Source organism: Streptomyces sp. NPDC059201 (genome assembly GCF_042754585.1).
GTDB lineage: Bacteria > Actinomycetota > Actinomycetes > Streptomycetales > Streptomycetaceae > Streptomyces.
In genome coordinates, this window is the sequence record NZ_JBHZBB010000003.1 from 646,299 (window position 1) to 667,512 (window position 21,214).

At 73.4% G+C, this 21,214-nt stretch carries 23 protein-coding genes; 6 read left to right on the top strand and 17 right to left on the bottom strand.

Translation table 11 applies throughout. The features are described 5' to 3' along the window. The 3 genes from hsaD to hsaA (ACFXMG_RS13180) all read right to left on the bottom strand — a co-directional run bounded on the left by hsaD (nucleotide 1) and on the right by hsaA (ACFXMG_RS13180) (nucleotide 3,327). A complete protein-coding gene (hsaD, locus tag ACFXMG_RS13170; RefSeq protein ID WP_383824442.1) occupies nucleotides 1-870 on the bottom strand; it encodes a 4,5:9,10-diseco-3-hydroxy-5,9,17-trioxoandrosta-1(10),2-diene-4-oate hydrolase in 870 nt (289 codons plus the stop codon). A gap of 13 nt (nucleotides 871-883) precedes the next feature. Beyond that, nucleotides 884-2,050 (bottom strand): 3-hydroxy-9,10-secoandrosta-1,3,5(10)-triene-9,17-dione monooxygenase oxygenase subunit, encoded by a 1,167-nt coding sequence (hsaA, locus tag ACFXMG_RS13175; RefSeq protein ID WP_383824439.1) that lies wholly within the window; start codon nucleotides 2,048-2,050, stop codon nucleotides 884-886. Nucleotides 2,051-2,157: 107 nt separating this feature from the next. Further along, the gene (gene hsaA / locus ACFXMG_RS13180) at nucleotides 2,158-3,327 is read right to left on the bottom strand and encodes a 3-hydroxy-9,10-secoandrosta-1,3,5(10)-triene-9,17-dione monooxygenase oxygenase subunit (protein WP_383824436.1); all 1,170 of its coding nucleotides are present in this window, start codon (nucleotides 3,325-3,327) and stop codon (nucleotides 2,158-2,160) included. 192 nt (nucleotides 3,328-3,519) lie between these two features. Between hsaA (ACFXMG_RS13180) and ACFXMG_RS13185 the strand changes: the two genes are divergently transcribed. Beyond that, complete coding sequence (locus tag ACFXMG_RS13185) at nucleotides 3,520-4,443, top strand: IclR family transcriptional regulator (protein WP_384119480.1); 924 nt, start codon at nucleotides 3,520-3,522, stop codon at nucleotides 4,441-4,443. Here ACFXMG_RS13185 and ACFXMG_RS13190 read toward each other — a convergent pair. The 10 genes from ACFXMG_RS13190 to ACFXMG_RS13235 form a co-directional block, all read right to left on the bottom strand. Further along, a complete protein-coding gene (locus ACFXMG_RS13190) occupies nucleotides 4,427-4,873 on the bottom strand; it encodes an SRPBCC family protein (protein WP_383828479.1) in 447 nt (148 codons plus the stop codon). The genes ACFXMG_RS13185 and ACFXMG_RS13190 overlap by 17 nt on opposite strands. 25 nt (nucleotides 4,874-4,898) lie before the next feature. Continuing rightward, entirely contained in the window at nucleotides 4,899-5,675 is a 777-nt protein-coding gene (locus ACFXMG_RS13195) for an SDR family oxidoreductase (RefSeq protein WP_383828481.1), read from the bottom strand. A gap of 15 nt (nucleotides 5,676-5,690) precedes the next feature. Continuing rightward, the gene (locus tag ACFXMG_RS13200; RefSeq protein ID WP_383828483.1) at nucleotides 5,691-6,758 is read right to left on the bottom strand and encodes a 2Fe-2S iron-sulfur cluster-binding protein; all 1,068 of its coding nucleotides are present in this window, start codon (nucleotides 6,756-6,758) and stop codon (nucleotides 5,691-5,693) included. After that, nucleotides 6,745-6,984 carry a hypothetical protein gene (locus tag ACFXMG_RS13205; protein WP_383828485.1) on the bottom strand — a complete coding sequence of 80 codons (240 nt, stop codon included), beginning with the start codon at nucleotides 6,982-6,984 and terminating at the stop codon, nucleotides 6,745-6,747. The genes ACFXMG_RS13200 and ACFXMG_RS13205 overlap by 14 nt, the downstream gene beginning before the upstream one ends. Before the next feature lies 1 nt (nucleotide 6,985). After that, entirely contained in the window at nucleotides 6,986-8,140 is a 1,155-nt protein-coding gene (locus tag ACFXMG_RS13210; protein ID WP_383828487.1) for a Rieske 2Fe-2S domain-containing protein, read from the bottom strand. Between the two features lie 65 nt (nucleotides 8,141-8,205). After that, nucleotides 8,206-9,237 carry a 4-hydroxy-2-oxovalerate aldolase gene (dmpG, locus tag ACFXMG_RS13215; RefSeq protein WP_383828489.1) on the bottom strand — a complete coding sequence of 344 codons (1,032 nt, stop codon included), beginning with the start codon at nucleotides 9,235-9,237 and terminating at the stop codon, nucleotides 8,206-8,208. Nucleotides 9,238-9,249: 12 nt separating this feature from the next. Next, nucleotides 9,250-10,161: an acetaldehyde dehydrogenase (acetylating) gene (locus ACFXMG_RS13220; protein WP_383828538.1), complete on the bottom strand. Its 912-nt coding sequence runs from the start codon at nucleotides 10,159-10,161 to the stop codon at nucleotides 9,250-9,252. 7 nt (nucleotides 10,162-10,168) lie between these two features. Beyond that, complete coding sequence (locus ACFXMG_RS13225) at nucleotides 10,169-10,951, bottom strand: 2-keto-4-pentenoate hydratase (RefSeq protein WP_383828491.1); 783 nt, start codon at nucleotides 10,949-10,951, stop codon at nucleotides 10,169-10,171. Nucleotides 10,952-11,405: 454 nt separating this feature from the next. After that, nucleotides 11,406-12,326 carry an SDR family oxidoreductase gene (locus tag ACFXMG_RS13230; protein WP_383828493.1) on the bottom strand — a complete coding sequence of 307 codons (921 nt, stop codon included), beginning with the start codon at nucleotides 12,324-12,326 and terminating at the stop codon, nucleotides 11,406-11,408. Between the two features lie 44 nt (nucleotides 12,327-12,370). Further along, complete coding sequence (locus ACFXMG_RS13235) at nucleotides 12,371-13,147, bottom strand: SDR family oxidoreductase (RefSeq protein ID WP_383828494.1); 777 nt, start codon at nucleotides 13,145-13,147, stop codon at nucleotides 12,371-12,373. 78 nt (nucleotides 13,148-13,225) lie between these two features. Here ACFXMG_RS13235 and ACFXMG_RS13240 point away from each other — a divergent pair, with 78 nt between their 5' ends. The 5 genes from ACFXMG_RS13240 to ACFXMG_RS13260 all read left to right on the top strand — a co-directional run bounded on the left by ACFXMG_RS13240 (nucleotide 13,226) and on the right by ACFXMG_RS13260 (nucleotide 17,354). Next, nucleotides 13,226-13,981, top strand: coding sequence for an enoyl-CoA hydratase family protein (locus ACFXMG_RS13240; RefSeq protein ID WP_383828496.1), 756 nt, complete (start codon nucleotides 13,226-13,228; stop codon nucleotides 13,979-13,981). Nucleotides 13,982-13,995: 14 nt separating this feature from the next. After that, complete coding sequence (locus tag ACFXMG_RS13245; protein ID WP_383828540.1) at nucleotides 13,996-14,844, top strand: CoA transferase subunit A; 849 nt, start codon at nucleotides 13,996-13,998, stop codon at nucleotides 14,842-14,844. Next, on the top strand, nucleotides 14,841-15,623 hold the full coding sequence (locus tag ACFXMG_RS13250) for a CoA-transferase subunit beta (RefSeq protein ID WP_383828498.1): 783 nt from the start codon (nucleotides 14,841-14,843) through the stop codon (nucleotides 15,621-15,623). The genes ACFXMG_RS13245 and ACFXMG_RS13250 overlap by 4 nt, the downstream gene beginning before the upstream one ends. After that, complete coding sequence (locus ACFXMG_RS13255) at nucleotides 15,620-16,684, top strand: NAD(P)H-dependent flavin oxidoreductase (RefSeq protein ID WP_383828500.1); 1,065 nt, start codon at nucleotides 15,620-15,622, stop codon at nucleotides 16,682-16,684. Before ACFXMG_RS13250 ends, ACFXMG_RS13255 begins: the two co-directional genes overlap by 4 nt. A gap of 94 nt (nucleotides 16,685-16,778) precedes the next feature. Then, complete coding sequence (locus tag ACFXMG_RS13260) at nucleotides 16,779-17,354, top strand: VOC family protein (RefSeq protein ID WP_383828502.1); 576 nt, start codon at nucleotides 16,779-16,781, stop codon at nucleotides 17,352-17,354. 127 nt (nucleotides 17,355-17,481) lie between these two features. Here the strand turns inward: ACFXMG_RS13260 and ACFXMG_RS13265 are convergent, their stop codons facing one another. The 4 genes from ACFXMG_RS13265 to ACFXMG_RS13280 are packed head-to-tail and all read right to left on the bottom strand — an operon-like array spanning nucleotide 17,482 to nucleotide 21,202. After that, on the bottom strand, nucleotides 17,482-18,639 hold the full coding sequence (locus ACFXMG_RS13265; RefSeq protein WP_383828504.1) for an acetyl-CoA C-acetyltransferase: 1,158 nt from the start codon (nucleotides 18,637-18,639) through the stop codon (nucleotides 17,482-17,484). A 9-nt stretch (nucleotides 18,640-18,648) separates the two neighbouring features. Next, on the bottom strand, nucleotides 18,649-19,254 hold the full coding sequence (locus tag ACFXMG_RS13270; RefSeq protein WP_383828506.1) for a TetR/AcrR family transcriptional regulator: 606 nt from the start codon (nucleotides 19,252-19,254) through the stop codon (nucleotides 18,649-18,651). Next, nucleotides 19,251-20,039 carry an SDR family oxidoreductase gene (locus tag ACFXMG_RS13275; protein WP_383828508.1) on the bottom strand — a complete coding sequence of 263 codons (789 nt, stop codon included), beginning with the start codon at nucleotides 20,037-20,039 and terminating at the stop codon, nucleotides 19,251-19,253. The genes ACFXMG_RS13270 and ACFXMG_RS13275 overlap by 4 nt, the downstream gene beginning before the upstream one ends. Further along, nucleotides 20,036-21,202: an acyl-CoA dehydrogenase family protein gene (locus tag ACFXMG_RS13280; RefSeq protein ID WP_383828510.1), complete on the bottom strand. Its 1,167-nt coding sequence runs from the start codon at nucleotides 21,200-21,202 to the stop codon at nucleotides 20,036-20,038. Before ACFXMG_RS13280 ends, ACFXMG_RS13275 begins: the two co-directional genes overlap by 4 nt. Nucleotides 21,203-21,214: the final 12 nt, after the last annotated feature.

Here is a 21,214-nt window from a genome sequence, read left to right on the forward strand (position 1 = left end):
TCAGTGGGTGAAGAAGTCGACGGCGAGGCGGTTGAACTCGTCGGCCTGCTCGGTCTGGGCCCAGTGCCCGCAGTGCGGGAAGACGTGCAGGCGCGCGTCCGGAATGGCCTTGAGGGCGACGAGCGCGCCGTCCAGGGGGTTGACGCGGTCCTCGCGGCCCCAGGTGAGCAGCACCGGCCGGGTGATCCGGTGGGCCTCGCGCCAGAGCATGGTGGCCTCGGCCCAGGCGGGGTTGGCGAAGGAGGCGCCCATGCGGGCGCTGCCGAGCCGGGTGTCGGGGTCGGTGGCCGAGGCCCACCGCTCCTCGACGAGTTCGTCGGTGACGACGGACTGGTCGTAGGCCATGACGGAGAGGAAGGCGCGGAGCTGTTCCTTCGTCGGCTCGGGTGCCGCGTTGAACTCGAAGAGGCGCTTGATGCCTTCGGTCGGGTCCGGGGCGAAGAGGTTGACGGAGACGCCGCCGGGGCCCATGAGGAGGAGCTTGTCGGCCTTCTCCGGGTGGTCGAGGGCGATCCGGACGGCGGTCCCGCCGCCGAGCGAGTTGCCGACGAAGTGGGCGCGCTCGATGCCGAGTTCGTCCATGAGGGCGGCGACGGCGTGGGCGCTGTAGCTGAAGTAGTCCCGGTCGAGCACCGGCTTGTCGGAGCGGCCGTAGCAGGGCTGGTCGACGAGGAGGGTGCGGAACTCCCGGGCGAAGACGGGGAGGTTGCCGCCGAAGTTGCTCCAGCCGGAGGCGCCGGGGCCGCCGCCGTGCAGCATGATCACGACGGGGGCGTCGGGCCGGTCCGCCGGCCCGGCCTCGTGGTAGTGGAGGGTGAGTCCGGCCGCCTTGGCGGTGCGGGAGGTGGATGCGTGGGTGAGCTCGGTCATCTGCGGCTCCCTCTCAGGCCATGGTGTCTTGGATCTCGATGCCGAGGGCGCACTGTCCGTACATGACGAGGGCGCGCTCGGGGTCGTTGGCGGCGTGGCCGCGGCCGGTGTGGGCGTCGCGCCAGGCGCGCTGGACGGCGCCGGGGCCGGTGCGCATGGCGTTGCCGCCGGAGTTCTCCATGAGCAGGTCGATCGCGGAGACGGAGCGCTCGGTGGCGAGGACCTGGTCGCGGCGGGTGCGGGTGCGCAGCTCCATGGGGATCTCCTCGCCGCGCTCGGCGAGGGCGTACATGGCGCCGATGTTGCGGCTGAGCTGGAGCCAGGCGGCGTCGATGTCGCTGGCGGCGCGGGCGATGCGGACCTGGGCGAAGGGGTCCTCGGCGACCTGCTGTCCGTAGGAGACGCGGATCCGCTTCCGGGTGGCCTCGGCGTAGGAGTCGTAGGCGCCCTCGGCGATGCCGACGATCGGGGTGGCGATGGTGGTGGTGAAGACGCCGGCGTAGGGCAGCTTGTAGACCGGTTCGGGGTTGACCGCGTGGCCCGGGACGTCCAGGGCGGTGACGGGGCCGAAGCTGAGGGCGCGGTGCTCGGGGACGAAGACGTCGTCGACGACGATGTCGTTGCTGCCGGTGCCGCGCAGTCCGACGGTGTCCCAGACGTCGTCGACGCGGTACTCGCTGCGCGGGATCAGGAAGGTCCGCATGTCGACCGGCTGGCCCTCGGCGTCGGTGACCAGACAGCCGAGGAGGACCCAGCGGGCGTGGTCGCAGCCGGAGGAGAAGTGCCAGCGGCCGGAGAGGCGGAACCCGCCGTCCACGGCGGCGGCCTTGCCGGTGGGGGCGTACGAGGAGGCGATCCGGGTCCTGGGGTCGGTGCCCCAGACCTCCTGCTGGGCGCGGGGGTCGAAGAGGGCGACGTGCCAGGGGTGGACGCCGACGACGGAGGCGACCCAGCCGGTCGATCCGCACGCCTTGGCGATCTCCTTGACCGCCGTGTAGAAGCGCACCGGGTCGGCGGCGGCGCCGCCGAAGGTCTTCGGCTGGAGCAGCTGGAAGAAGCCGGTGTCCTCCAGTTCCTTGACGGAGGCGTCGGGCACGCGGCGCGACTCCTCGGCCTCCGCGGCGCGTTCGCGCAGGACGGGGGCGAGGTCACGAACGGCTGCCAGGACGTCATCGGCCATGGGGGCATCCCCTTTCGGGTCGTGGTGGGGGAATGCCAGGACCGTACGGGGAGCCGTCACCCGGGGAGAACGCGCCGCTCCCACTGAGCGGGAAGGCGCGCGCCGGTTCAGAGCATGGGGTCCTGGACGTCGAGTCCGACGGCGTCGCGGCCGAAGAGGGCGAGGGCGCGTTCGACGTCGTTGGCGGCCTGGCCGCGGCCGGTGTGGAGGTCGCGCCAGGCGCGGGCGAGGACGTCGCCGCCGCTGCGCAGGGGGCTGCCGCCGGCGTTCTCGCGGAGCAGGTCGACGGCGGTGATGGCGCGTTCGGTGGCGAGGGCCTGGTCGCGGCGGGCTCGGGCGCGCAGCGAGCGGGAGGGTTCGCGGCCGGCGCGGGCCACCTCGTACAGCTCGGCGGTGTTGCGGGTGAGCTGGAGGCGGGCGGCGTCGATCTCGCCGGCGGCGCGGGCGATGCGGACCTGGGCGAAGGGGTCCTCGGCGACGCGGCGTCCGTGCGGGAGGCGGGGGTTGGCGCGGGCGGCGGTGACGTGGTGCTCGTACGCGCCCTCGGCGATGCCGACCATGACGGTGGAGATGGTGGTGGTGAAGAGGGCGGCGTACGGCAGCCGGTAGACGGGTTCGGGGTTGACCTCGTGTCCGGGGCAGCGGAGCGCGGTGACCGGGGCGTAGCCGAGGGTGCGGTGGGCGGGGACGAAGGCGTCGTCGACGACGAGGTCGTTGCTGCCGCTGCCGCGCAGTCCGACGGTGTCCCAGACGTCGTCGACGCGGTAGTCGGTGCGGGGCACCAGGAAGGTCCGCATGTCGAGCGGGCGCCCGTCGGCGTCGCTGACGAGTCCGCCGAGCAGGGCCCAGCGGGCGTGGTCGGCGCCGGCCGCGTAGTGCCAGCGGCCGGCGAGCCGGTAGCCGCCGTCGACGGGGGTGACGGTGCCGGTGGGGGCGTGGGAGGAGCAGATCAGGGCGGAGTCGTCGTCGCCCCACACGTCGTGCTGGGCGCGCGGGTCGAGCTGGGCCACGTACCAGGGGTGGACGCCGAGGACGGCGGTGGCCCAGCCGGTGGAGCCGCAGGCCCTGGAGATCTCGTGGACGGCGGCGTGGAAGATGTCGGGGGCGGCGGCGAGTCCGCCGTACGCCGGGGGCCTGAGCAGCCGGAAGAAGCCGGCTCCGGCGAGTTCGTCGATGGAGGCGGTGGGCGTACGCCGCAGCTCCTCGGCCTGGTCGGCGCGGGCGCGCAGGGCGGGGGCGAGGGCGCGGACCGCCGTGAGGACGTCGTGGTCGCGCATGGGGGGCCTCTCGGATCCGGGGCCCGGATCTTGGGCTCCTCTTGGGTGACGAGAGGGAACCTACGCGTTACCGTTCCGAGACGGAACACCCCCTTCCCGTACCCGCTCACCTCTGGCAATCTCCACGCAATACCGGAGATTACGGACGCGGCTCGGCTACGGCCCGCCGCGCCGCCCGTGTGGGAGGTGTCGATGACGACCCGAGCCGCCGAGCCCGTCCACGACCTGTCGGCCGTCCATGACGGCTTGCGGGAGGGGGCCGAGGGCGCTGGTCCGCCGCTGTCGCTGCTGGAGAAGGCGGCGAAGGTGCTGAGCGCCTTCCAGAGCGCGGGCCCGCGTCTGACGCTCACCGAGATCGTGCAGCTGTCGGGGATCCGCCGGTCCTCCGCGCACCGCATCCTGGACCAGTTGGTGCAGTTGCGCTGGCTGGAGCGGGAGGGCCGCGACTACCGGCTGGGCATGGGCATGCTGGAGCTGGGCGCGATGGCCTCGCACCACAACCGGCTGCGCCGCGCGGCCCTGCCCCATCTGCACGCCCTGCACGAGGCGACCGGGCATCTGGTGCACCTCACGGTGCTGGACGGCCCCGAGGTGGTCTATCTGGAGCGGATCGGCGGGTCGGACGACTCCGGCGTGCCGTCGCGGACCGGCGGCCGGCAGCCGGCGTACTGCACCGCCTCGGGCAAGGCGATCCTGGCCTTCAGCGACGCCGCGGTGGTGGAGCAGGTGATACGGAACGGGCTGCGGCCCCGCACGCCCCGGACGATCACCCGCCCCGACCCGTTCCGCGCGGAGCTGGCCCTGGTGCGCGAGCGCGGGGTGGCCTTCGACCAGGAGGAGGGGTTCCGGGGGGTGTTCTGCGTCGCGGCACCGCTGCGCGGCGCGGGCCGGGCCGTCGCGGCGATCTCGGTCTGCGGTCACGGCGTGCACCGCGAGCTGGAGCGGATCGCCCCGGTGGTGCGGGGCTGCGCGCGCCAGGTGTGGCAGTCGATGTTCGGGCCCGGCCGGCTGTCGGAGCAGCGGGCGCGGCCGGCGGATGCGCCGGCCGCGCCCGGGGTCCCTCAGCCGTCGATGGACAACATGATGACGTGGCTGCGCTTCAGCGAGTGGATGTGAGCCGCTCGCGGAGCGCGGCGAGGCCCGTGGCGTAGACGCCGTCGCCGAAGGCGGCCTCGACCCGGGTCGCCACCTCGTCCGGCGCCGAGTAGGCCGCAGACCAGCGGACCTCGGCGCCGTCGGGGTGCGCTTCGACGGCGAAGGTCGCCACGTACTCCTCGACGGGCAGCGCGAGCGGGTCGAGGAGCTCGTAGCGGTAGCGCCGGGCGGCCGGGTCGTGGGCGAGCAGCCGCTCGCGGGCCACGACCGTGCCGTCCAGGGCGAAGGCCCGGACGGCTCCGGGCAGTCCGGGGTCGGCGCCGTCCTCCACGGTGGCCGGCGGGAGGTGCGGATGCCACGTGCCGAGGGTGGCGAAGCCGCCGGCGAGCGCCCAGACGGCGTCGGGGTCGGCGGCGATCACCAGGGAGCGTTCGAGGGTGCGCGGGTGCACGGGTGCCTCCTTGTCGGGGTGGCCGTCACCAGGTGCGGTCGCCGCGCAGGACGGCGTCGGCGCCGCCGTCCGCGAAGACCACCTGGCCGGTGACGAGGGAGTTCTCGGGCGAGGTGAGCCAGGCGATGAGCGGGGCGAGCTGTTCGGGCCGGGAGTGGCCGTGCAGCGGCATCGGCACGGCCCGCTCGACGAGGGCCCGGGTGGCGGGGTCGTCGAGGAGGGGCCGGGTCAGCGGGGTCAGGACGACGCCCGGGGCGACCGCGTTGAGCGGGATGCCCGCGCCGGCCCAGGCGTCGCCGGGGGCGGCGCGGCGGACCCAGCGGGAGACGGCCGCCTTGGAGGACGAGTAGACGAGGTGTCCCTCTCCCCGGTCGACGGCCGCCCGCGCGGCGGTCACCGCGGCGGCCTCGTCATCCGCGTCGACGGCGGCCATGATCGCCGGGTCGGTGGGGTGCACGGAGTCGATCGAGCCGATGACCAGGGCCCGCGGGTCGCTGCCCGCGGCGAGGAGCGGGCGGAGCCCTTCGAGGGTGGCCACGGCGCCGAAGTGGTTGACCTTGACAGTGACCGGGTCGAAGTGGGCGACGCCCGCGCAGGAGACGACGGCGTCGAGCCGGCCGCCGGCGAGTTCACCGGCGCGGGACGCGAGCGCGGCCCGTCCGTCGGCGGTGGAGAGGTCGGCCCGGATGTCGCCGTCCTCCAGGTCCGCGGTGAGGACGGTGTGGCCCTGCTCGCGCAGGAGGGCGGTGGTGGCCGCGCCTATGCCGGAGGCGGCTCCGGTGACCAGATACGTACGGGGCATGGGGGATGCTCCTCGTCAGGAGTAGGTGATCTCGACCCGGTCGGTGAGCGGGAGGGCCTGGCAGGCGAGGACGTAGCCGTCGGCGAGGTCCCGGTCGTCCAGGACCTCGTTGCGGACCATCTCCACCCGGCCCGACACGACCCGGCAGGTGCAGGCGCTGCACGCGCCCTCGCGGCAGGAGTACGGGGCGTCCACCCCGGCGGCCAGGAGGGCGTCGAGCAGCGGCGAGGACGGCGGCCAGGCGACCGTGCGGGTCTCGCCGTCGAGCTCCACGGTCACCGCGCCGCCGCCGTCGTCGGCGGGCTCTGGCGCGGGCCCGGCGGCGGGGACGTCGAAGACGTCCCCGGACAGCGAGAAGAACCGCTCCCGGTGGATCCGTCCGCCCGGGGCGCCGAGCGAGCGCAGCGCCTGCTCGACGGCGTCCATGAGCGGCCCGGGGCCGCAGACGAACGCCTCACGGCCGGCGTACGGCGCGAGCGCGGCGGCCAGCCGGTCGGGGACCGGCAGCCCCTGGAGGGTCTCCAGCCAGTGGAGGACCAGGAGCCGTTCCGGGTGGGCGACGGCCAGGGCGCGCAGTTCCTCCCGGAAGATGACCGAGCCCTCGTCGCGGTTGGCGTAGAGGAGGGTGACCCGGCCCCGGCCCGCCGCGAGCACGGACTTGGCGATGGACAGGACCGGGGTGATGCCGCTCCCTCCGGCGACGAGCAGCAGGTCGCGGTCGAGGGAGTCGGGGGTGAAGGTGCCGGCCGGGGGCAGCACCTCCACCTCGTCGCCCGCGGCCAGGTGGTCGCAGACCCAGTTGGAGCCGTACCCGCCGGGGACGCGCTTGACGGTGACCTTGAGCGCTTCGCCGGTGTGCGGCGAGCTCGCCAGGGAGTAGCAGCGGGCGACGGGCCCGCCGTCCGGGCCGGGCAGCTTCAGGGTGAGGAACTGCCCGGGCCGGTGGGCGAAGCGGTCCGCGCTCCCCGGCGGCGCCTGGAGCACCAGGGAGCACGCGTCGGGCGTCTCGGCGACGACCTCGACGATCCGCAGCCGGTGGGTGCGGGTCCCGCCGGTCACGGCCGCCGGCTCAGTGGTCGACACGGACATCGTCGACCTCCAGGGTGCCGTCCGCGACCGCGCGGTCGATGCTGGACCGCAGCGCCCGGCAGGTGCGTATCCGGGCGCTGGTCGCGCCCTGCCCCACCCGGTCGCGGATCTCGGCGCAGACGACGGCCGCCTCGGCCGTCCACTGCACGGAGGTGTGGGCGGGGCTGAACTTCTCGCACAGGACCTGGTTGCCGCAGGCCGCGCACTGGACGGGTCGCATGTCAGGGTGCTCCGGTTTCCGTCTCCGCCGCGCGGCGGGCCAGGTTCTCGTCGACCTCGGCGCGCCAGGCCGTGTTGGCCCGCTGGGTGTCGATCTCGAACTCGAAGCGCGTGGTCATCTCGTCCTTGACGTCGGCGGCGTCGACGTAGAACTGCTCGTACCAGCGGCGCAGCTGGTAGACGGGGCCGTCCTCCTCGGTGAGGAGCGGGTTGTCGATCCGGGTCTTGTTCCGCCAGATCTCGATGTCCTGCTCGAAGCCGGTCTCCAGTCCCCCGATCAGGCTCCGGGCGGCCTCGGCGGCCGCCTCGTCGGTCATGCCGGGCAGCTTCTTGACGATCGCCCCGTACTGGAGCATGAAGCTGTCGGCGCTGATGGGGTAGTGACTGTTGATCAGCACCATCTCCATCTCGACGCCGGGGGCCACCTCGGTGAACACGTAGTCGATCATGTAGGACGGGCCCCAGTACGAGGCGTCGGAGCGCAGCGGGGAGCTGAGGTTGCCCAGGTCCATGTCACCGCGCGGGGCGCTCTCCATGTACTGGGTGGCGACGTGCCCGTCGAAGACGTTCTTGAAGTAGGTCGGGAACGCGTAGTGGACGTAGAAGAAGTGCGCCATGTCCACGACGTTGTCCACGATCTCGCGGCAGTTGGAGCCGTCCACCCGCGCGGTCTTCCAGGTCCAGTCGCTCCACTCGCCCGCGTCCGGGCCGTGGATGCCCGCGATCTCGGGAATGGTGACCCCGTCCGGCGGCGGGTTGCCCTCGGGGTCGTGCCAGACGAAGAGCTGCTTGTTGCGCTCCAGGGTGGTCCAGGCGCGGGTGCGGGCGCGGGGCGGGACGCGGCGGGCGTACGGGATGCCGGCGCAGCGGCCGTCGCCGGACCAGCGCCAGTCGTGGAAGGGACAGGCGACGGCGTCGCCCTTGACCGTGCCGTGGGCGAGGTTGCCGCCCATGTGCGGGCAGTAGGCGTTCAGGACGTGCAGCTGCCCGTCGTCCTCGCCCTGGAAGACGACCAGCTTGGTGCCGAACCCCTCGATCTCGTGCGGCTTTCCGTCCTTGAAGCTGTCGGCGAGGCCGAGGCAGTGCCAGCCCCGGGCGAAGCGGGCGGGCACGTTGCCCGCCTCGATGACACGGACCTCGTCGTTGAGCGCAGTCATCTCGTCCCTCGTTCCTTCTGTCGGTACGGGTCGGTACGGGTCAGTACGGGTCGCTACGGGTCGGTTCAGTTCTGTGCGGCGAGTTCCACGGCGATGTCGATGAGCTGGTCCTCCTGGCCGCCGACCAGGCGGCGTTCGCCCGCGCGCAGCAGGATCTCGGCGCCGGAGACGCCGTACCGCTCGGCCTGCCGGTAGGCGTGCTTGAGGAAGCTGGAGTAGACGCCGGCGTGGCCCATGAGCAGGGCGAGGCGGTCGAGCCGGCACTCCTCGTCCATGACGGGGCGGACGACGTCCTCCGCCGCGTCGATGATCTTCAGGACGTCGATGCCGGTGCGGATGCCCATCTTGGCGCAGACGGCGACGAACGCCTCGACGGCGGTGTTGCCGGCGCCCGCGCCGAGGCGGCGGGTGGAGCCGTCGATCTGGAGGGCGCCCGCCTTGACGGCGGCGACGGAGTTGCCGGTGCCCAGGGCGAGGTTCTCGTGACCGTGGAAGCCGACCTGGGCGTCGTCGCCGAGCTCGGCGACCAGGGCCTGGACGCGGTCGGTGACGTCGTCCATCACCATGGCGCCGGCGGAGTCGACGACGTACACGCACTGGCAGCCGGCGTCGGCCATGATGCGGCCCTGCCGCGCCAGGTTCTCGGGGGTGGTGGAGTGGGCCATCATCAGGAAGCCGACGGTCTCCAGGCCCCGCTCGCGGGCGAGTCCGAAGTGCTGGACCGCGATGTCGGCCTCGGTGCAGTGGGTGGCGATCCGGCAGATCCCGGCGCCGTTGTCGTGGGCGGCCCGGATGTCGTCCTTGACGCCGAGTCCCGGGAGCATGAGGAAGGCGATGGTGGCGCGCCGGGCGGTCTCCACGGCGGCCTTGATCAGTTCCTGCTCGGGCGTCTTGGAGAAGCCGTAGTTGAACGAGGAGCCGCCGAGACCGTCGCCGTGGGTCACCTCGATCACGGGGACGCCGGCGTCGTCGAGGGCGGCGACGACGGACCGTACGTCCTCCGCGGTGAACTGGTGCCGCTTGGCGTGCGAGCCGTCGCGCAGCGAGGAGTCGGTGATCCGGATGTCGAGGGTGTCCGAGTATGCGGTGGAGGGCATGGCAGGGGCTCCTTACGCGCCCGGGGCGAGGAGCGCCCGGGCGAACTCCTCGCCGACCTTGGTGGCGGCGGCGGTCATGATGTCGAGGTTTCCGGCGTACGGCGGGAGGTAGTCGCCCGCGCCCTCGACCTCCAGGAAGATCGCGACGCGTGCCATGCCCCCGTTCTCCGGGCTGGGGCCGTCGAACTGCGGCTCGCCGCGCAGCCGGTAGCCGGGGACGTACGAGGCGACCTGCTCGGCGACCTCCTTGACGGAGAGCGAGATGGCGGCCTGGTCGGCGTCCTCGGGGATGGCGCAGAAGACGGTGTCGCGCATGATGACGGGCGGGTCGGCCGGGTTGAGGATGATGATCGCCTTGCCGCGCGCGGCGCCGCCGATGGTCTCGATGCCGCGGGAGGTCGTGCGGGTGAACTCGTCGATGTTGGCGCGGGTTCCGGGGCCGGCGGAGACGGAGGCGACCGAGGCGACGATCTCGGCGTAGGCCACCGGGACGACACGGGAGACGGCGTACACCATGGGGATGGTGGCCTGCCCGCCGCAGGTGATCATGTTGACGTTGGGCTGGTCGAGGTGGGCGCGGAGGTTGGCGGGCGGGACGACCGCCGGGCCGACGGCGGCCGGGGTGAGGTCGATCGCCTTGATGCCGAGCTCGGCGTAGCGGGGGGCGTTGGCCCGGTGGACGTAGGCGCTGGTGGCCTCGAAGACGAGGTCGGGCCTCTCGTCCTGGGAGAGCAGCCGGTCGACGCCCTCGTGGGTGGTCTCCAGGCCCAGCCGGCGGGCGCGGGCGAGGCCGTCGCTGTCGGGGTCGACGCCGACCATCCAGCGGGGTTCGACGAGGTCGGAGCGGAGCAGCTTGTACAGCAGGTCGGTGCCGATGTTGCCGGAGCCGACGATGGCGGCGGTCGCCTTGGTCTTGCGGGTCATCATCACCTCAGGTGAAGGAGAGGGAGACCGGGCCCAGCCCGGTGAAGTCGGCGGTGTAGGTCGCGCCGGGCACGATGTCGACGGCCCGGGTGCAGGAGCCGGGCAGCACCACGTGCCCCTTCTTCAGGGGCACGCCGAAGCGGGCGACGGTGCGGGCGAGCCAGGCGACGGAGACGGCCGGGTCGCCGAGGACGGCGTCGCCGCGCCCCTCGGCGAGGAGTTCGCCGCCGCTGCTCAGCCGGGCCTCGACCGCCTTGAGGTCGATCCCGCGCGGGTCGCGGCCCTCGCCGATGACGAAACCGGCGGAGGAGGCGTTGTCCGCGATGGTGTCGGCGATGGTGATCCGCCAGTCGCGGATGCGGCTGTCGATGAGCTCCAGGGCGGGCACGACGCGTTCGGTGGCGGCGAGGACGTCCTCGGGGGTGCAGCCCTCCCCCGGCAGGTCGTCGCCGAGGACGAATCCGATCTCGACCTCGACGCGGGGCTGGCAGAAGCGGGAGACGGGGACCGGGACGTCGGAGGTGAGCTCCATGTCGTGGAGCAGGTGGCCGTAGTCCGGTTCGTCGACGCCCATCATCCGCTGCATCACGGGCGAGGAGAGGCCGACCTTGTGGCCGCGCGTCTCGGCCCCGGCCGCGAGGCGGTGGCGGATGTTGACGAGCTGGATCTCGTACGCGTCCTCGGCGTCGATCCCGGGGTACGCCTCGCTCAGCGGGGCGATCGGTGTGACGGCGAGTTCGGCGGAGCGCAACAGCTCGGCCGCCTCGTGGCGCTGGCGGTCCGTGAGCATGACGGGTCCCTCCTGGGGGGCGGTTGGGCCTGTGTCCGGCGAGGCTAGGCCGCCCCCACCACCCCCAGGGAGCCCCCTTTCCCGGTGAGCGGGAAACCCCCCGGGGGCGACGCCCACGCGCCGGGTCCGCCCCCGCGCCGGGCCCGCCTGCGGGACGGCGCCCTTCCGCCGCACCTCCGTGTGGGCATGCGTCCCGCTAGGGGCGGGACGGGTGGGCACACGGGACGGCGCCCCTTGCCGGGCCAAGGCTTCCGAGCCTGAACCCGCACCCCGTGTGACGGCTCCGTACCGGTGCGGGTCAGGAACATGTGCGGAGGCACCCGCGAAGGGTGCCGTTCCGTTGTGCCCACCCGTTCCGCCCCAGCGGAACGATTGCCCACAACGAAACGGCGCGACGGCGGAGCGGAGGGCGTCGCCCTGGCGGCGGGACCGCCCGCAACGGAGCGGCGGCCGGTCAGGCCGTGCCGTAGACCGGGTGGGGGGGTTCCGCGGCGGACAGGAGCTTGAGGGTGGCCTCGCCGGCTTCCGCGGGGGTCCAGCGGGCCTCCTTGTCGGCGGTGGGGCCGGGGCGCCAGCCCTCCATCACCGTGATGCGGCCGCCCTCGGTCTCGAAGACCCGCCCCGTCACCCCGGCGCAGGCGTCGGACCCGAGCCAGACCACCAGCGGCGACACGTTCTCCGGAGCCATCGCGTCGAAGCCGGCCCCCTCAGGCGCCGCCATCGTCTCGGCGAACGTCTGCTCGGTCATCCGCGTGCGCGCCGCCGGGGCGATCGCGTTGACCTGGACCCCGTACCGCCCCATCTCGGCGGAGGCGACCAGCGTGAGCCCGACGATCCCCGCCTTGGCCGCCGCGTAGTTGCCCTGCCCGACACTGCCGAGCAGCCCCGCCCCCGAGCTCGTGTTGATCACCCGCGCCCGGGGCGTCCGCCCGGCCTTCGCCTCCGCCCGCCAGTACGCCGCCGCGTGCTTCAGCGGCAGGAAATGCCCCTTGAGGTGGACCCGCATGACCGCGTCCCAGTCGTCCTCCCCGAGGTTGACGAGCATCCGGTCCCGGAGGAATCCGGCGTTGTTGACGAGCGTGTCGAGCCGCCCGAAGGTGTCGACGGCGGTGGCGACCAGCGAGGCGGCGCCCTCGGTGGTGGCGATGTCGCCGCCGTGGGCGACCGCCTCCCCACCCGCCGCGACGATCGCGTCGACGACCTCCTGCGCGGGCCCGGCGCCACCCCCGCTGCCGTCGAGGCCGACGCCGAGGTCGTTGACGACGACCTTCGCGCCCTCCGCGGCGAAGGCGAGCGCGTGCGCGCGACCGAGGCCGCGCCCCGCGCCGGTGACGACGACGACGCGTCCGGCGCAGAGTCCTGTCGGTTCCGTCATGGTGAAGATCCTTCCGTGAAGTGGGGTTGAGTAGAGCGGCTGACTCAGTGGTTGGCGGTGGCCGCGTCGAGGAACGCGGGCCGCTCCCCTCCGCCGTGGACATGAAGCGCCGCGCCGCTGACGTACGCGGCCCGCTCGGACGCGAGGAAGACGCACGCGTCACCGATGTCGCCGGGCGCGGCGAGCCGCCCGAGCGGCACGGTGCGCCCGACGGCGGCGATGCCGTCCTCGTCGCCGTAGTGCAGGTGCGACAGCTCCGTCTGGACCATGCCGAGGACGAGCGTGTTGACCCGGACCAGCGGCGCCCACTCCACGGCCATGGAGCGGGCCAGGTTCTCCAGCCCCGCCTTGGCCGCGCCGTACGCGGCGGAGCCCGGTGACGGGCGGGTGCCGCTGACGCTGCCGACCATGACGATCGAGCCCCCGCCCTCCTGACGGCTCATCACCCGGTACGCCGCGAGGGAGGCGGTCAGCGGGGCCACGAGGTTCAGTTCGACGACCCGCGCGTGCTGGACGGGGTCGCCGTCGGCGAGCGTCCGGAAGGGCGTACCGCCGGCGTTGTTGACCAGCGTGTCGAGGCGCCCGTGCTCGTCCCGTATCCGCTCGAAGAAGGCGGTCACGGCGGCCGGGTCGCGCAGGTCGACGGGGAGGAAGCGGGCGGTGCGGCCGCCCGCCGTCACGGGTGCGCCGGGCGGCCGCCGGGCGCAGGTCACCACCTCCGCCCCGGCGTCGAGCAGGGCCCGGGTGATTCCGGCGCCGACGCCCCGGGTGCCGCCGGTGACGACGGCGACGGAGCCGGACAGATCGATGGTCACTGCCAAGGGACACCTCCCGCAGCGGGCGAACCGCTGCTATCTTCCACCTAACAAACGTTTGGTGGAAAGGTAGCTGATCTGCTCATGGGTGTCTCCACCTCCGCACCGGACGACGGCATCGCCGTCATCACGGTCGACTTCCCTCCGGTCAACGCCCTCCCCGTACAGGGCTGGTACGACCTCGCCGCCGCCGTCCGCGCCGCGGGCGCCGACCCGAAGGTCCGCTGCGTGGTGCTCACCGCCGAGGGCCGCGGCTTCAACGCCGGCGTCGACATCAAGGAGCTCCAGCGCGCGACCGGACCCGAGGCGATCCTCGGCGCCAACCACGGCTGCGCCGCCGCGTTCTCCGCCGTCTACGACTGCGAGGTGCCGGTCGTCGCGGCCGTGCACGGCTTCTGCCTCGGCGGCGGCATCGGCCTCGTCGGCAACGCCGACGCGATCGTCGCCTCCGAGGACGCCACCTTCGGCCTCCCCGAGCTGGACCGGGGCGCCCTCGGCGCCGCCACCCACCTCGCCCGGCTGGTCCCCCAGCACCTCATGCGGGCGCTGTACTACACCTCCCGGACGGCCACCGCAGAGGAGCTGCACCGGCACGGCTCGGTCTGGCGGGTCGTCCCGCGCACGGAGCTGCGCGAGGCCGCCCTGGAGCTGGCCCGGGAGATCGCCGCGAAGGACGGGCGGCTCATCCGCCTCGCCAAGGCGGCGATCAACGGCATCGACCCGGTGGACGTGCGGCGCAGCTACCGCTTCGAACAGGGCTTCACCTTCGAGGCCAACCTCAGCGGTGTCGCCGACGAGGTCCGCGACACCTTCGGCACGGACAAGGAGGAGCAGTCGTGAGCAGGGACAAGACGATGACCGCCGAGGAGGCCGTGGGCCGGCTCCGGAGCGGGATGACCATCGGCATAGGCGGCTGGGGCTCCCGGCGCAAGCCCATGGCGCTGGTACGCGCGCTGCTGCGCTCGGACCTCACGGACCTGACCGTGGTCTCGTACGGCGGACCGGACGTCGGGCTGCTCGCCGCCGCGGGGAAGATCCGCAAGCTGGTCGCCGCCTTCGCCACCCTCGACTCCGTCCCGCTGGAGCCGCACTTCGTCGCGGCCCGCCAGCGCGGCGCGTTCGAACTGGTGGAGCTGGACGAGGCCATGATGATGTGGGGGCTGACGGCCGCCGTGCACCGGCTGCCCTTCATGCCCATCCGGGCCGGGCTCGCCTCGGACGTCATGACCGTCAACCCCTCTCTGCGGACGGTCACCTCCCCGTACGGGGACCGCGAGGAGCTCGTCGCCGTCCCCGCGCTCCGCCTGGACGCGGCGCTGGTGCACGTCAACCGCGCCGACGCGCACGGCAACGGGCAGTACCTGGGCCCCGACCCGTACTTCGACGACCTGTTCTGCGAGGCCGCCGACACCGCGTACGTCTCCTGCGAGCGGATCGTGGACAGCTCCGACCTGCTCAAGGACGCCGGGCCGCAGACGCTGCTGCTCAAGCGGGCGTTCGTCGACGGGGTCGTCGAGACGCCGAACGGCGCGCACTTCACCTCCTGCGTCCCCGACCACGACCGGGACGAGGTCTTCCAGCGCCACTACGTCGAGGCCGCCCGCGATCCGGAGGCGTGGCGGGCCTTCACCGCCCGGTTCCTGTCCGGCGACGAGGACGCCTACCAGGCCGCCGTGGCGGCCTTCCACGAGGAGACGGCATGAGCGGCACCGACACGACCACGACGGCCGCGGCGGTCACGCGGGCCGAGTACTGCGTGGTGGCCTGCGCCGAGGCGTGGCGGGACGCGGGCGAGGTCCTGGCCAGCCCCATGGGTACGGTGCCGATGATCGGCGCCCGGCTGGCGCGGCTCACCTTCGCCCCCGACCTGCTGCTGACCGACGGCGAGGCGCTGCTCATGGGCGACGTGCCGGCGCTCGGCGGGGCGCCCCGGGTGGTGGAGGGCTGGCTGCCCTACCGGCAGCACCTGGCCATGGTGGCCACCGGGCGCCGGCACGTGATGATGGGCGCCAGCCAGCTCGACCGGCACGGCAACCAGAACATCAGCTGCATCGGCGACTGGGAGCGGCCCGCCCGCCAGCTCCTCGGCGTGCGCGGCGCGCCGGTCAACACCCTGAACAACCCGACGAGTTACTGGGTCCCCCGGCACTCGTCCCGGGTCTTCGTCGAGCGGGTCGACATGGTCTGCGGCGTCGGCTACGACCGGGCGGAGGCGGCCGGCCCCTCCGCCACCCGCTACCACCGCGTCCCGGACGTCATCACGGACCTGGGCGTCTTCGACTTCGAGACCCCGGACCGCGTGATGCGGCTGCGCTCGCTACACCCCGGCGTCACCGTCGAGCAGGTGCGGGAGGCGACCGGCTTCGCCCTGACCGTGCCCGACGAGGTGCCGTACACCCGGGAACCCACCGCGGAGGAACTGCGGCTGATCCGCGAGGAGATCGACCCCCGCGGGCTGCGCAACCGCGAGGTCCGCGCATGAGCGACGCCACCCTCGCCACCCCCCTCACCGCACTGGTCGGGGTCCGGCACCCCCTCGTCCAGACGGGCATGGGGTGGGTCGCCGGTCCCCGGCTGGTCTCCGCCGCCGCGAACGCGGGCGCGCTGGGCGTGCTCGCCTCGGCGACCATGGGCGTCGAGCAGCTCAGGTCCGCCGTGCGCGAGGTCAAGTCCCGTACGGACGCGCCGTTCGGCGTGAACCTGCGGGCGGACGCGGGCGACGCGGGCGAGCGGGTGCGGATCATCATCGACGAGGGGGTGAAGGTCGCCTCCTTCGCGCTCGCGCCCTCGCGCGAGCTGATCGCCCGTCTGAAGGACGCCGGGGTCGTCGTGATCCCCTCGATCGGCGCCCGCCGGCACGCGGAGAAGGTCGCCGCGTGGGGCGCCGACGCGGTCGTGGTGCAGGGCGGGGAGGGCGGCGGGCACACCGGCAGCGTCGCCACCACCGTCCTGCTCCCGCAGGTCGTGGACGCCGTCGACATCCCGGTCATCGCCGCCGGCGGCTTCCACGACGGGCGCGGGCTGGTCGCCGCGCTCTCCTACGGCGCGGCGGGCATCGCCATGGGCACCCGCTTCCTGCTCACCTCCGACTCGACCGTCCCCGAGGCGGTCAAGGCCCGCTACCTGGCGGCGGCGGTCGCCGACGTCACCGTCACCACGAAGGTCGACGGGCTGCCCCACCGGATGCTCCGCACCGAACTCGTCGACGCGCTGGAGCGCTCGGGCCGGACCTCGGCGCTGCTGCGGGCCGTGCGGCACGCGGCGGCGTTCCGGCGCGAGTCCGGCATGAGCTGGGGCCAGATGGTCAAGGACGGCCTCGCGATGAAGCACGGCAAGGAGCTGACCTGGAGCCAGATCCTGCTCGCCGCCAACACCCCCATGATGCTCAAGGCGTCGATGGTGGACGGCCGCACCGACCTCGGGGTGATGGCCTCGGGCCAGGTCGCCGGCCTGATCGACGACCTGCCGTCGTGCGCGGAGCTCGTCGACCGGATCATGGCCGAGGCGGCGGCGGCGCTGCGCGCGCTGCCGCGCCCGGACTGAGCGTCCCCGTACGCGCGAAGTCCGCCGGGGTGGAGACACCCCGGCGGACGCGTATCGTGCCCCTGCCCCTCCACGATCTCGAACGGACCCCTGCATGCCCATCCAGCGGCTGAACCACGCCGTCCTCTTCGTCTCCGACCTGGAGCGCAGTCTCGCCTTCTACCGTGACGTCCTCGGCTTCCGGCCCCTGCCCGGGGCCTTCCCCGGGGCGGCGTTCCTCCAGGCGGCCGGCTCCGCCAACGACCACGACCTCGGCCTCTTCCAGTCCCCCGAGCCCGGGGCGGGGCACCGCACCGGCCGGGTCGGCCTGTACCACCTGGCCTGGGAGGTGGACACCCTGGCCGAACTGCGCCGCGTCCGGACGCGCCTGGCCGAGGCGGGCGCCCTGACCGGCGCGAGCAACCACGCCTCCACCAAGGCCCTGTACGCCCGCGACCCGGACGGCATCGAGTTCGAGGTCTGCTGGCTGGTCCCCGACCACGCCGTAGCCGCGGAACTCACCGCCATGACCTCCCCCACGCTCCCCCTGGACATCGAAGCCGAGATCAACCGATACGGCGCGGAAACCCCAGGAGGCCCCCGCACCGACCACAAGGTCTGGCAACAGCTCTTCGGCCAGACACCCCCGCAGGCCACCCCGGGCCCGGAGGGCCCTACAGCCGCTCGATGATCGTCACGTTCGCCTGGCCGCCGCCCTCGCACATGGCCCCCTCGCGCCGCTCGGCCCCAGGGGGCCTCCCGGGCTTCGGGGACCTGCGCCAGCCTCCGGCCGGACGGTGGGGAGCGCCGCCCGCCCTCTACAGCCGCTCGATGATCGTCACATTCGCCTGGCCGCCGCCCTCGCACATGGTCTGGAGGCCGTAGCGGCCTCCGGTGCGCTCCAGTTCGTGGAGGAGGGTGACGGCCAGCTTGGTGCCGGTGGCGCCGAGGGGGTGGCCGAGGGCGATCGCGCCGCCGTTGACGTTGACCTTCTCCGGGTCGGCGCCGGTCTCCTTCAGCCAGGCGAGGACGACCGGGGCGAACGCCTCGTTGATCTCGACGAGATCGATGTCGTCGAGCGTCATGCCGGTCTTCTTCAGCGCGTACGCCGTCGCCGGGATGGGCGCGGACAGCATCCGGATCGGGTCCTCGCCGCGCACCGAGAGGTGGTGGATCCGGGCGCGCGGGGTCAGTCCGTGCTCGCGGACCGCGCGCTCGCTGGCCAGCAGCATGGCCGAGGCGCCGTCGGAGACCTGGGAGGAGACCGCGGCGGTGATCCGCCCGCCCTCCACCACCGGGTTCAGCCCGGCCATCTTCTCCAGGGAGGTGTCGCGGCGCGGCCCCTCGTCGGTGGTCACGTCCCCGAAGGGCACGATCTCGCGCGCGAAGCGCCCCTCGTCGATCGCGCGGATCGCCCGCTGGTGCGAGCGGAGCGCGAACTCCTCCATGTCGCGGCGGGTGATGCCCCACTTCTCCGCGATGAGCTCCGCGCCGTGGAACTGGTTCACCGGCTGGTCGCCGTACCGCGCCCGCCACCCCTCGGAGCCCGCGTACGGCCCCTCGGTGAGGCCCAGCGGATCCGCGGCCTGGCGGCTGGCGAAGGCGATCGGCACCATCGACATGTTCTGCACGCCGCCCGCGACGACGAAGTCCTGGGTGCCGGACATGACGCCCTGCGCGGCGAAGTGCAGGGCCTGCTGGGAGGAGCCGCACTGCCGGTCGACGGTGACGCCCGGCACCTCCTCGGGGAGGCCCGCGGCGAGCCAGCAGGTGCGGGCGATGTCGCCTGCCTGCGGCCCGACGGTGTCCAGGCAGCCGAAGACGACGTCCTCCACGGCCGCCGGGTCGACACCCGAGCGTTCCATGAGCGCCTTCAGGGCGTGCGCGCCGAGGTCGGCGGGGTGGACGGCGGACAGTCCGCCGTTCCGCCTGCCGACCGGCGTGCGGACCGCTTCGACGATGTATGCCTCGGCCATGGTCACTCCTTAGTCGTACGTACGGTGTCTGTCGCGGAGCGCGACCCCCTCCAGCACCATGGACAGGTACTGGCGGGCGATCTCCTCCGGGCTGTGCTGTCCGCCCGGCCGGTACCAGGACGCGGCGACCCAGACGGTGTCGCGCACGAAGCGGTAGGTGAGCCGGACGTCGAGGTCGGTACGGAAGTCCCCGGAGGCCACGCCGGACTCCAGGGTCCTGAGCCAGGCCCGCTCGAACCTCCGCTGGGCCTCGGCGAGATAGCCGAAGCGCGGCTGGTCCGTCAGGTGCCGGGACTCCTTCTGGTAGATGGCGACGGCGGCGCGGTGCCGGTCGATCTCCCGGAACGATTCGGTGACGAGGGCCGCCAGGGTCTCCCGGGGGCCGAGCGCCGCGGCGAGCACGGCGTCGTACCGGGTCCACAGGTCGTCCAGGAACCCGGCGAGGATCTCGTCGAGCATCGACTCCTTGGAGTCGAAGTGGTAGTAGAGGCTGCCGGCCAGCAGCCCGACGGCGTCCGCGATCTGGCGGACGGTGGTGGCGTCGTATCCCTGGGCGGCGAACACCTCGGCCGCCGTGTCCAGGAGTTCGCGGCGCCGTTCGGGCGCCGGTCTCACGGGTGCTGGCTGCTGACCGAGAGGACTTCGCCGGTGAGGTAGGACGCGTACCCGCTGGCGAGGAAGACGATCACGTTCGCCACCTCCCACGGCTCGGCGTAGCGGCCGAACGCCTCGCGGGAGGTGAGTTCCGCCAGGAGTTCGGGGGTGGTGACCTTCGCGAGGTGGGGGTGCATGGCGAGCGACGGGGAGACGGCGTTGACGCGCACGCCGTACGCGGCGGCCTCCAGCCCGGCGCAGCGGGTGAGGGCCATGACGCCGGCCTTGGCGGCGGCGTAGTGGGCCTGTCCCTTCTGCGCGCGCCAGCCGATCACCGAGGCGTTGTTGACGATGACGCCGCCCGCGTCCGCCGCCTTCATCCGGCGCAGCGCGGCGCGCGTGCAGCGGAAGGTGCCGTTGAGGGTGACGTCGAGGACCCTGTCCCACTGCTCGTCGGTCATGTCGACCACGTCGGCGGTGCCGCCGAGCCCGGCGTTGTTGACGACGATGTCCAGGCGTCCGTGCCGCTCCTCCGCGAGGTCGAAGAGGGCCGCCACCTGGGTCTCGTCGGTGACGTCGCACGGCAGGGAGGCCACGCGGTCGGCGCCGAACTCGGCGACGAGTTCCGCCTCGGACTCCTTCAGGCGGCGGGCGTGGGCGTCGGAGAGGACGACCCCGGCGCCTTCCTCCAGGAGGCGGCGGGCGGTGGCGCCGCCGATCCCGGCGCCCGCGGCGGCGGTGACGACGGCCGTCCGTCCGGCGAGCAGTCCGTGGCCGGGGACGTACGGGGGTGGTGTGCCGGTCACGGGCGGGCCTCCTTGGGCAGGCCGAGGACGCGCTCGGCGATGATGTTGCGCTGGATCTCGTTGGATCCGGCGTAGAGGGTGTCGGCGCGGGAGAAGAGGAAGAGGCGCTGCCAGTCGGTGAGGTCGTACGGGTCCCCGGCGGCGAGCATGCCGTCGGCGCCGCAGACGTCCATGGCGAGTTCGCCCAGTTCGCGGTGCCAGGTGGCCCAGAAGATCTTGTTGATGGACGCCTCGGGTCCCGGGGCTCCGGCGGCGACGCCGCTGAGCATCCTGAGGGCGTTGAAGCGGATGGTCTCCAGGCCGGTCCAGGCGCGGGCGATGCGGTCGCGGACGAGGGGGTCGGCGGCGGCGCCGTTCCGCTTGGCCAGCTCGATCACCGCCTCCAGTTCGCGCCGGAAGCCGACCTGCTGGCCGAGGGTGGAGACGCCCCGCTCGAAGCCGAGCGTCGCCATGGCGACCTTCCAGCCCTCGCCGGGGGCGCCGACGATGTTCTCCGCGTCGGTCCTGGCGCCGTCGAAGAACACCTCGTTGAACTCGGAGGTGCCGGTGAGCTGGACGATGGGGCGGATCTCCACCCCGGGGGCGTCCAGCGGGACCAGGAGGTAGGAGAGGCCGTGGTGGCGTACCGATCCGGGTGCGGTGCGGGCGACGACGAAGCACCAGTCGGCCTCGTGGGCGCCTGAGGTCCACACCTTCTGTCCGGTGACCGTCCACTGGTCGCCGTTCCGCTCGGCCCGGGTCCGGACGTTGGCCAGGTCCGAGCCGGCGTCGGGCTCGGAGTAGCCCTGGCACCACAGTTCGTCGACGGCGACGATCCGGGGCAGGAAGCGGGCGCGCTGGGCGGGGGTGCCGAAGGCGATGAGGGTCGGCCCCAGGAGCTGTTCGCCGATGTGGCCCACGCGTGCGGGGGCGTCGGCGAGGGCGTACTCCTCGTGGAAGGCGACCTGTTCCTCCAGGCTCGCGCCCCGGCCGCCGTACTCCTTCGGCCAGCCGACGCAGGTCCATCCGTGGGCGGCCATGTGCCGTTCCCAGGCGAGGCGTTCGGTGTGTGCCTCGTGCTCGCGTCCGGGGCCGCCGCGGCCTCGCAGGGACGCGAACTCGCCGGTGAGGTGGGCCCGCAGCCAGCCGCGGACCTCCCTGCGGAACTCCTCGACGTTGCTCATGGCCGTACGTTA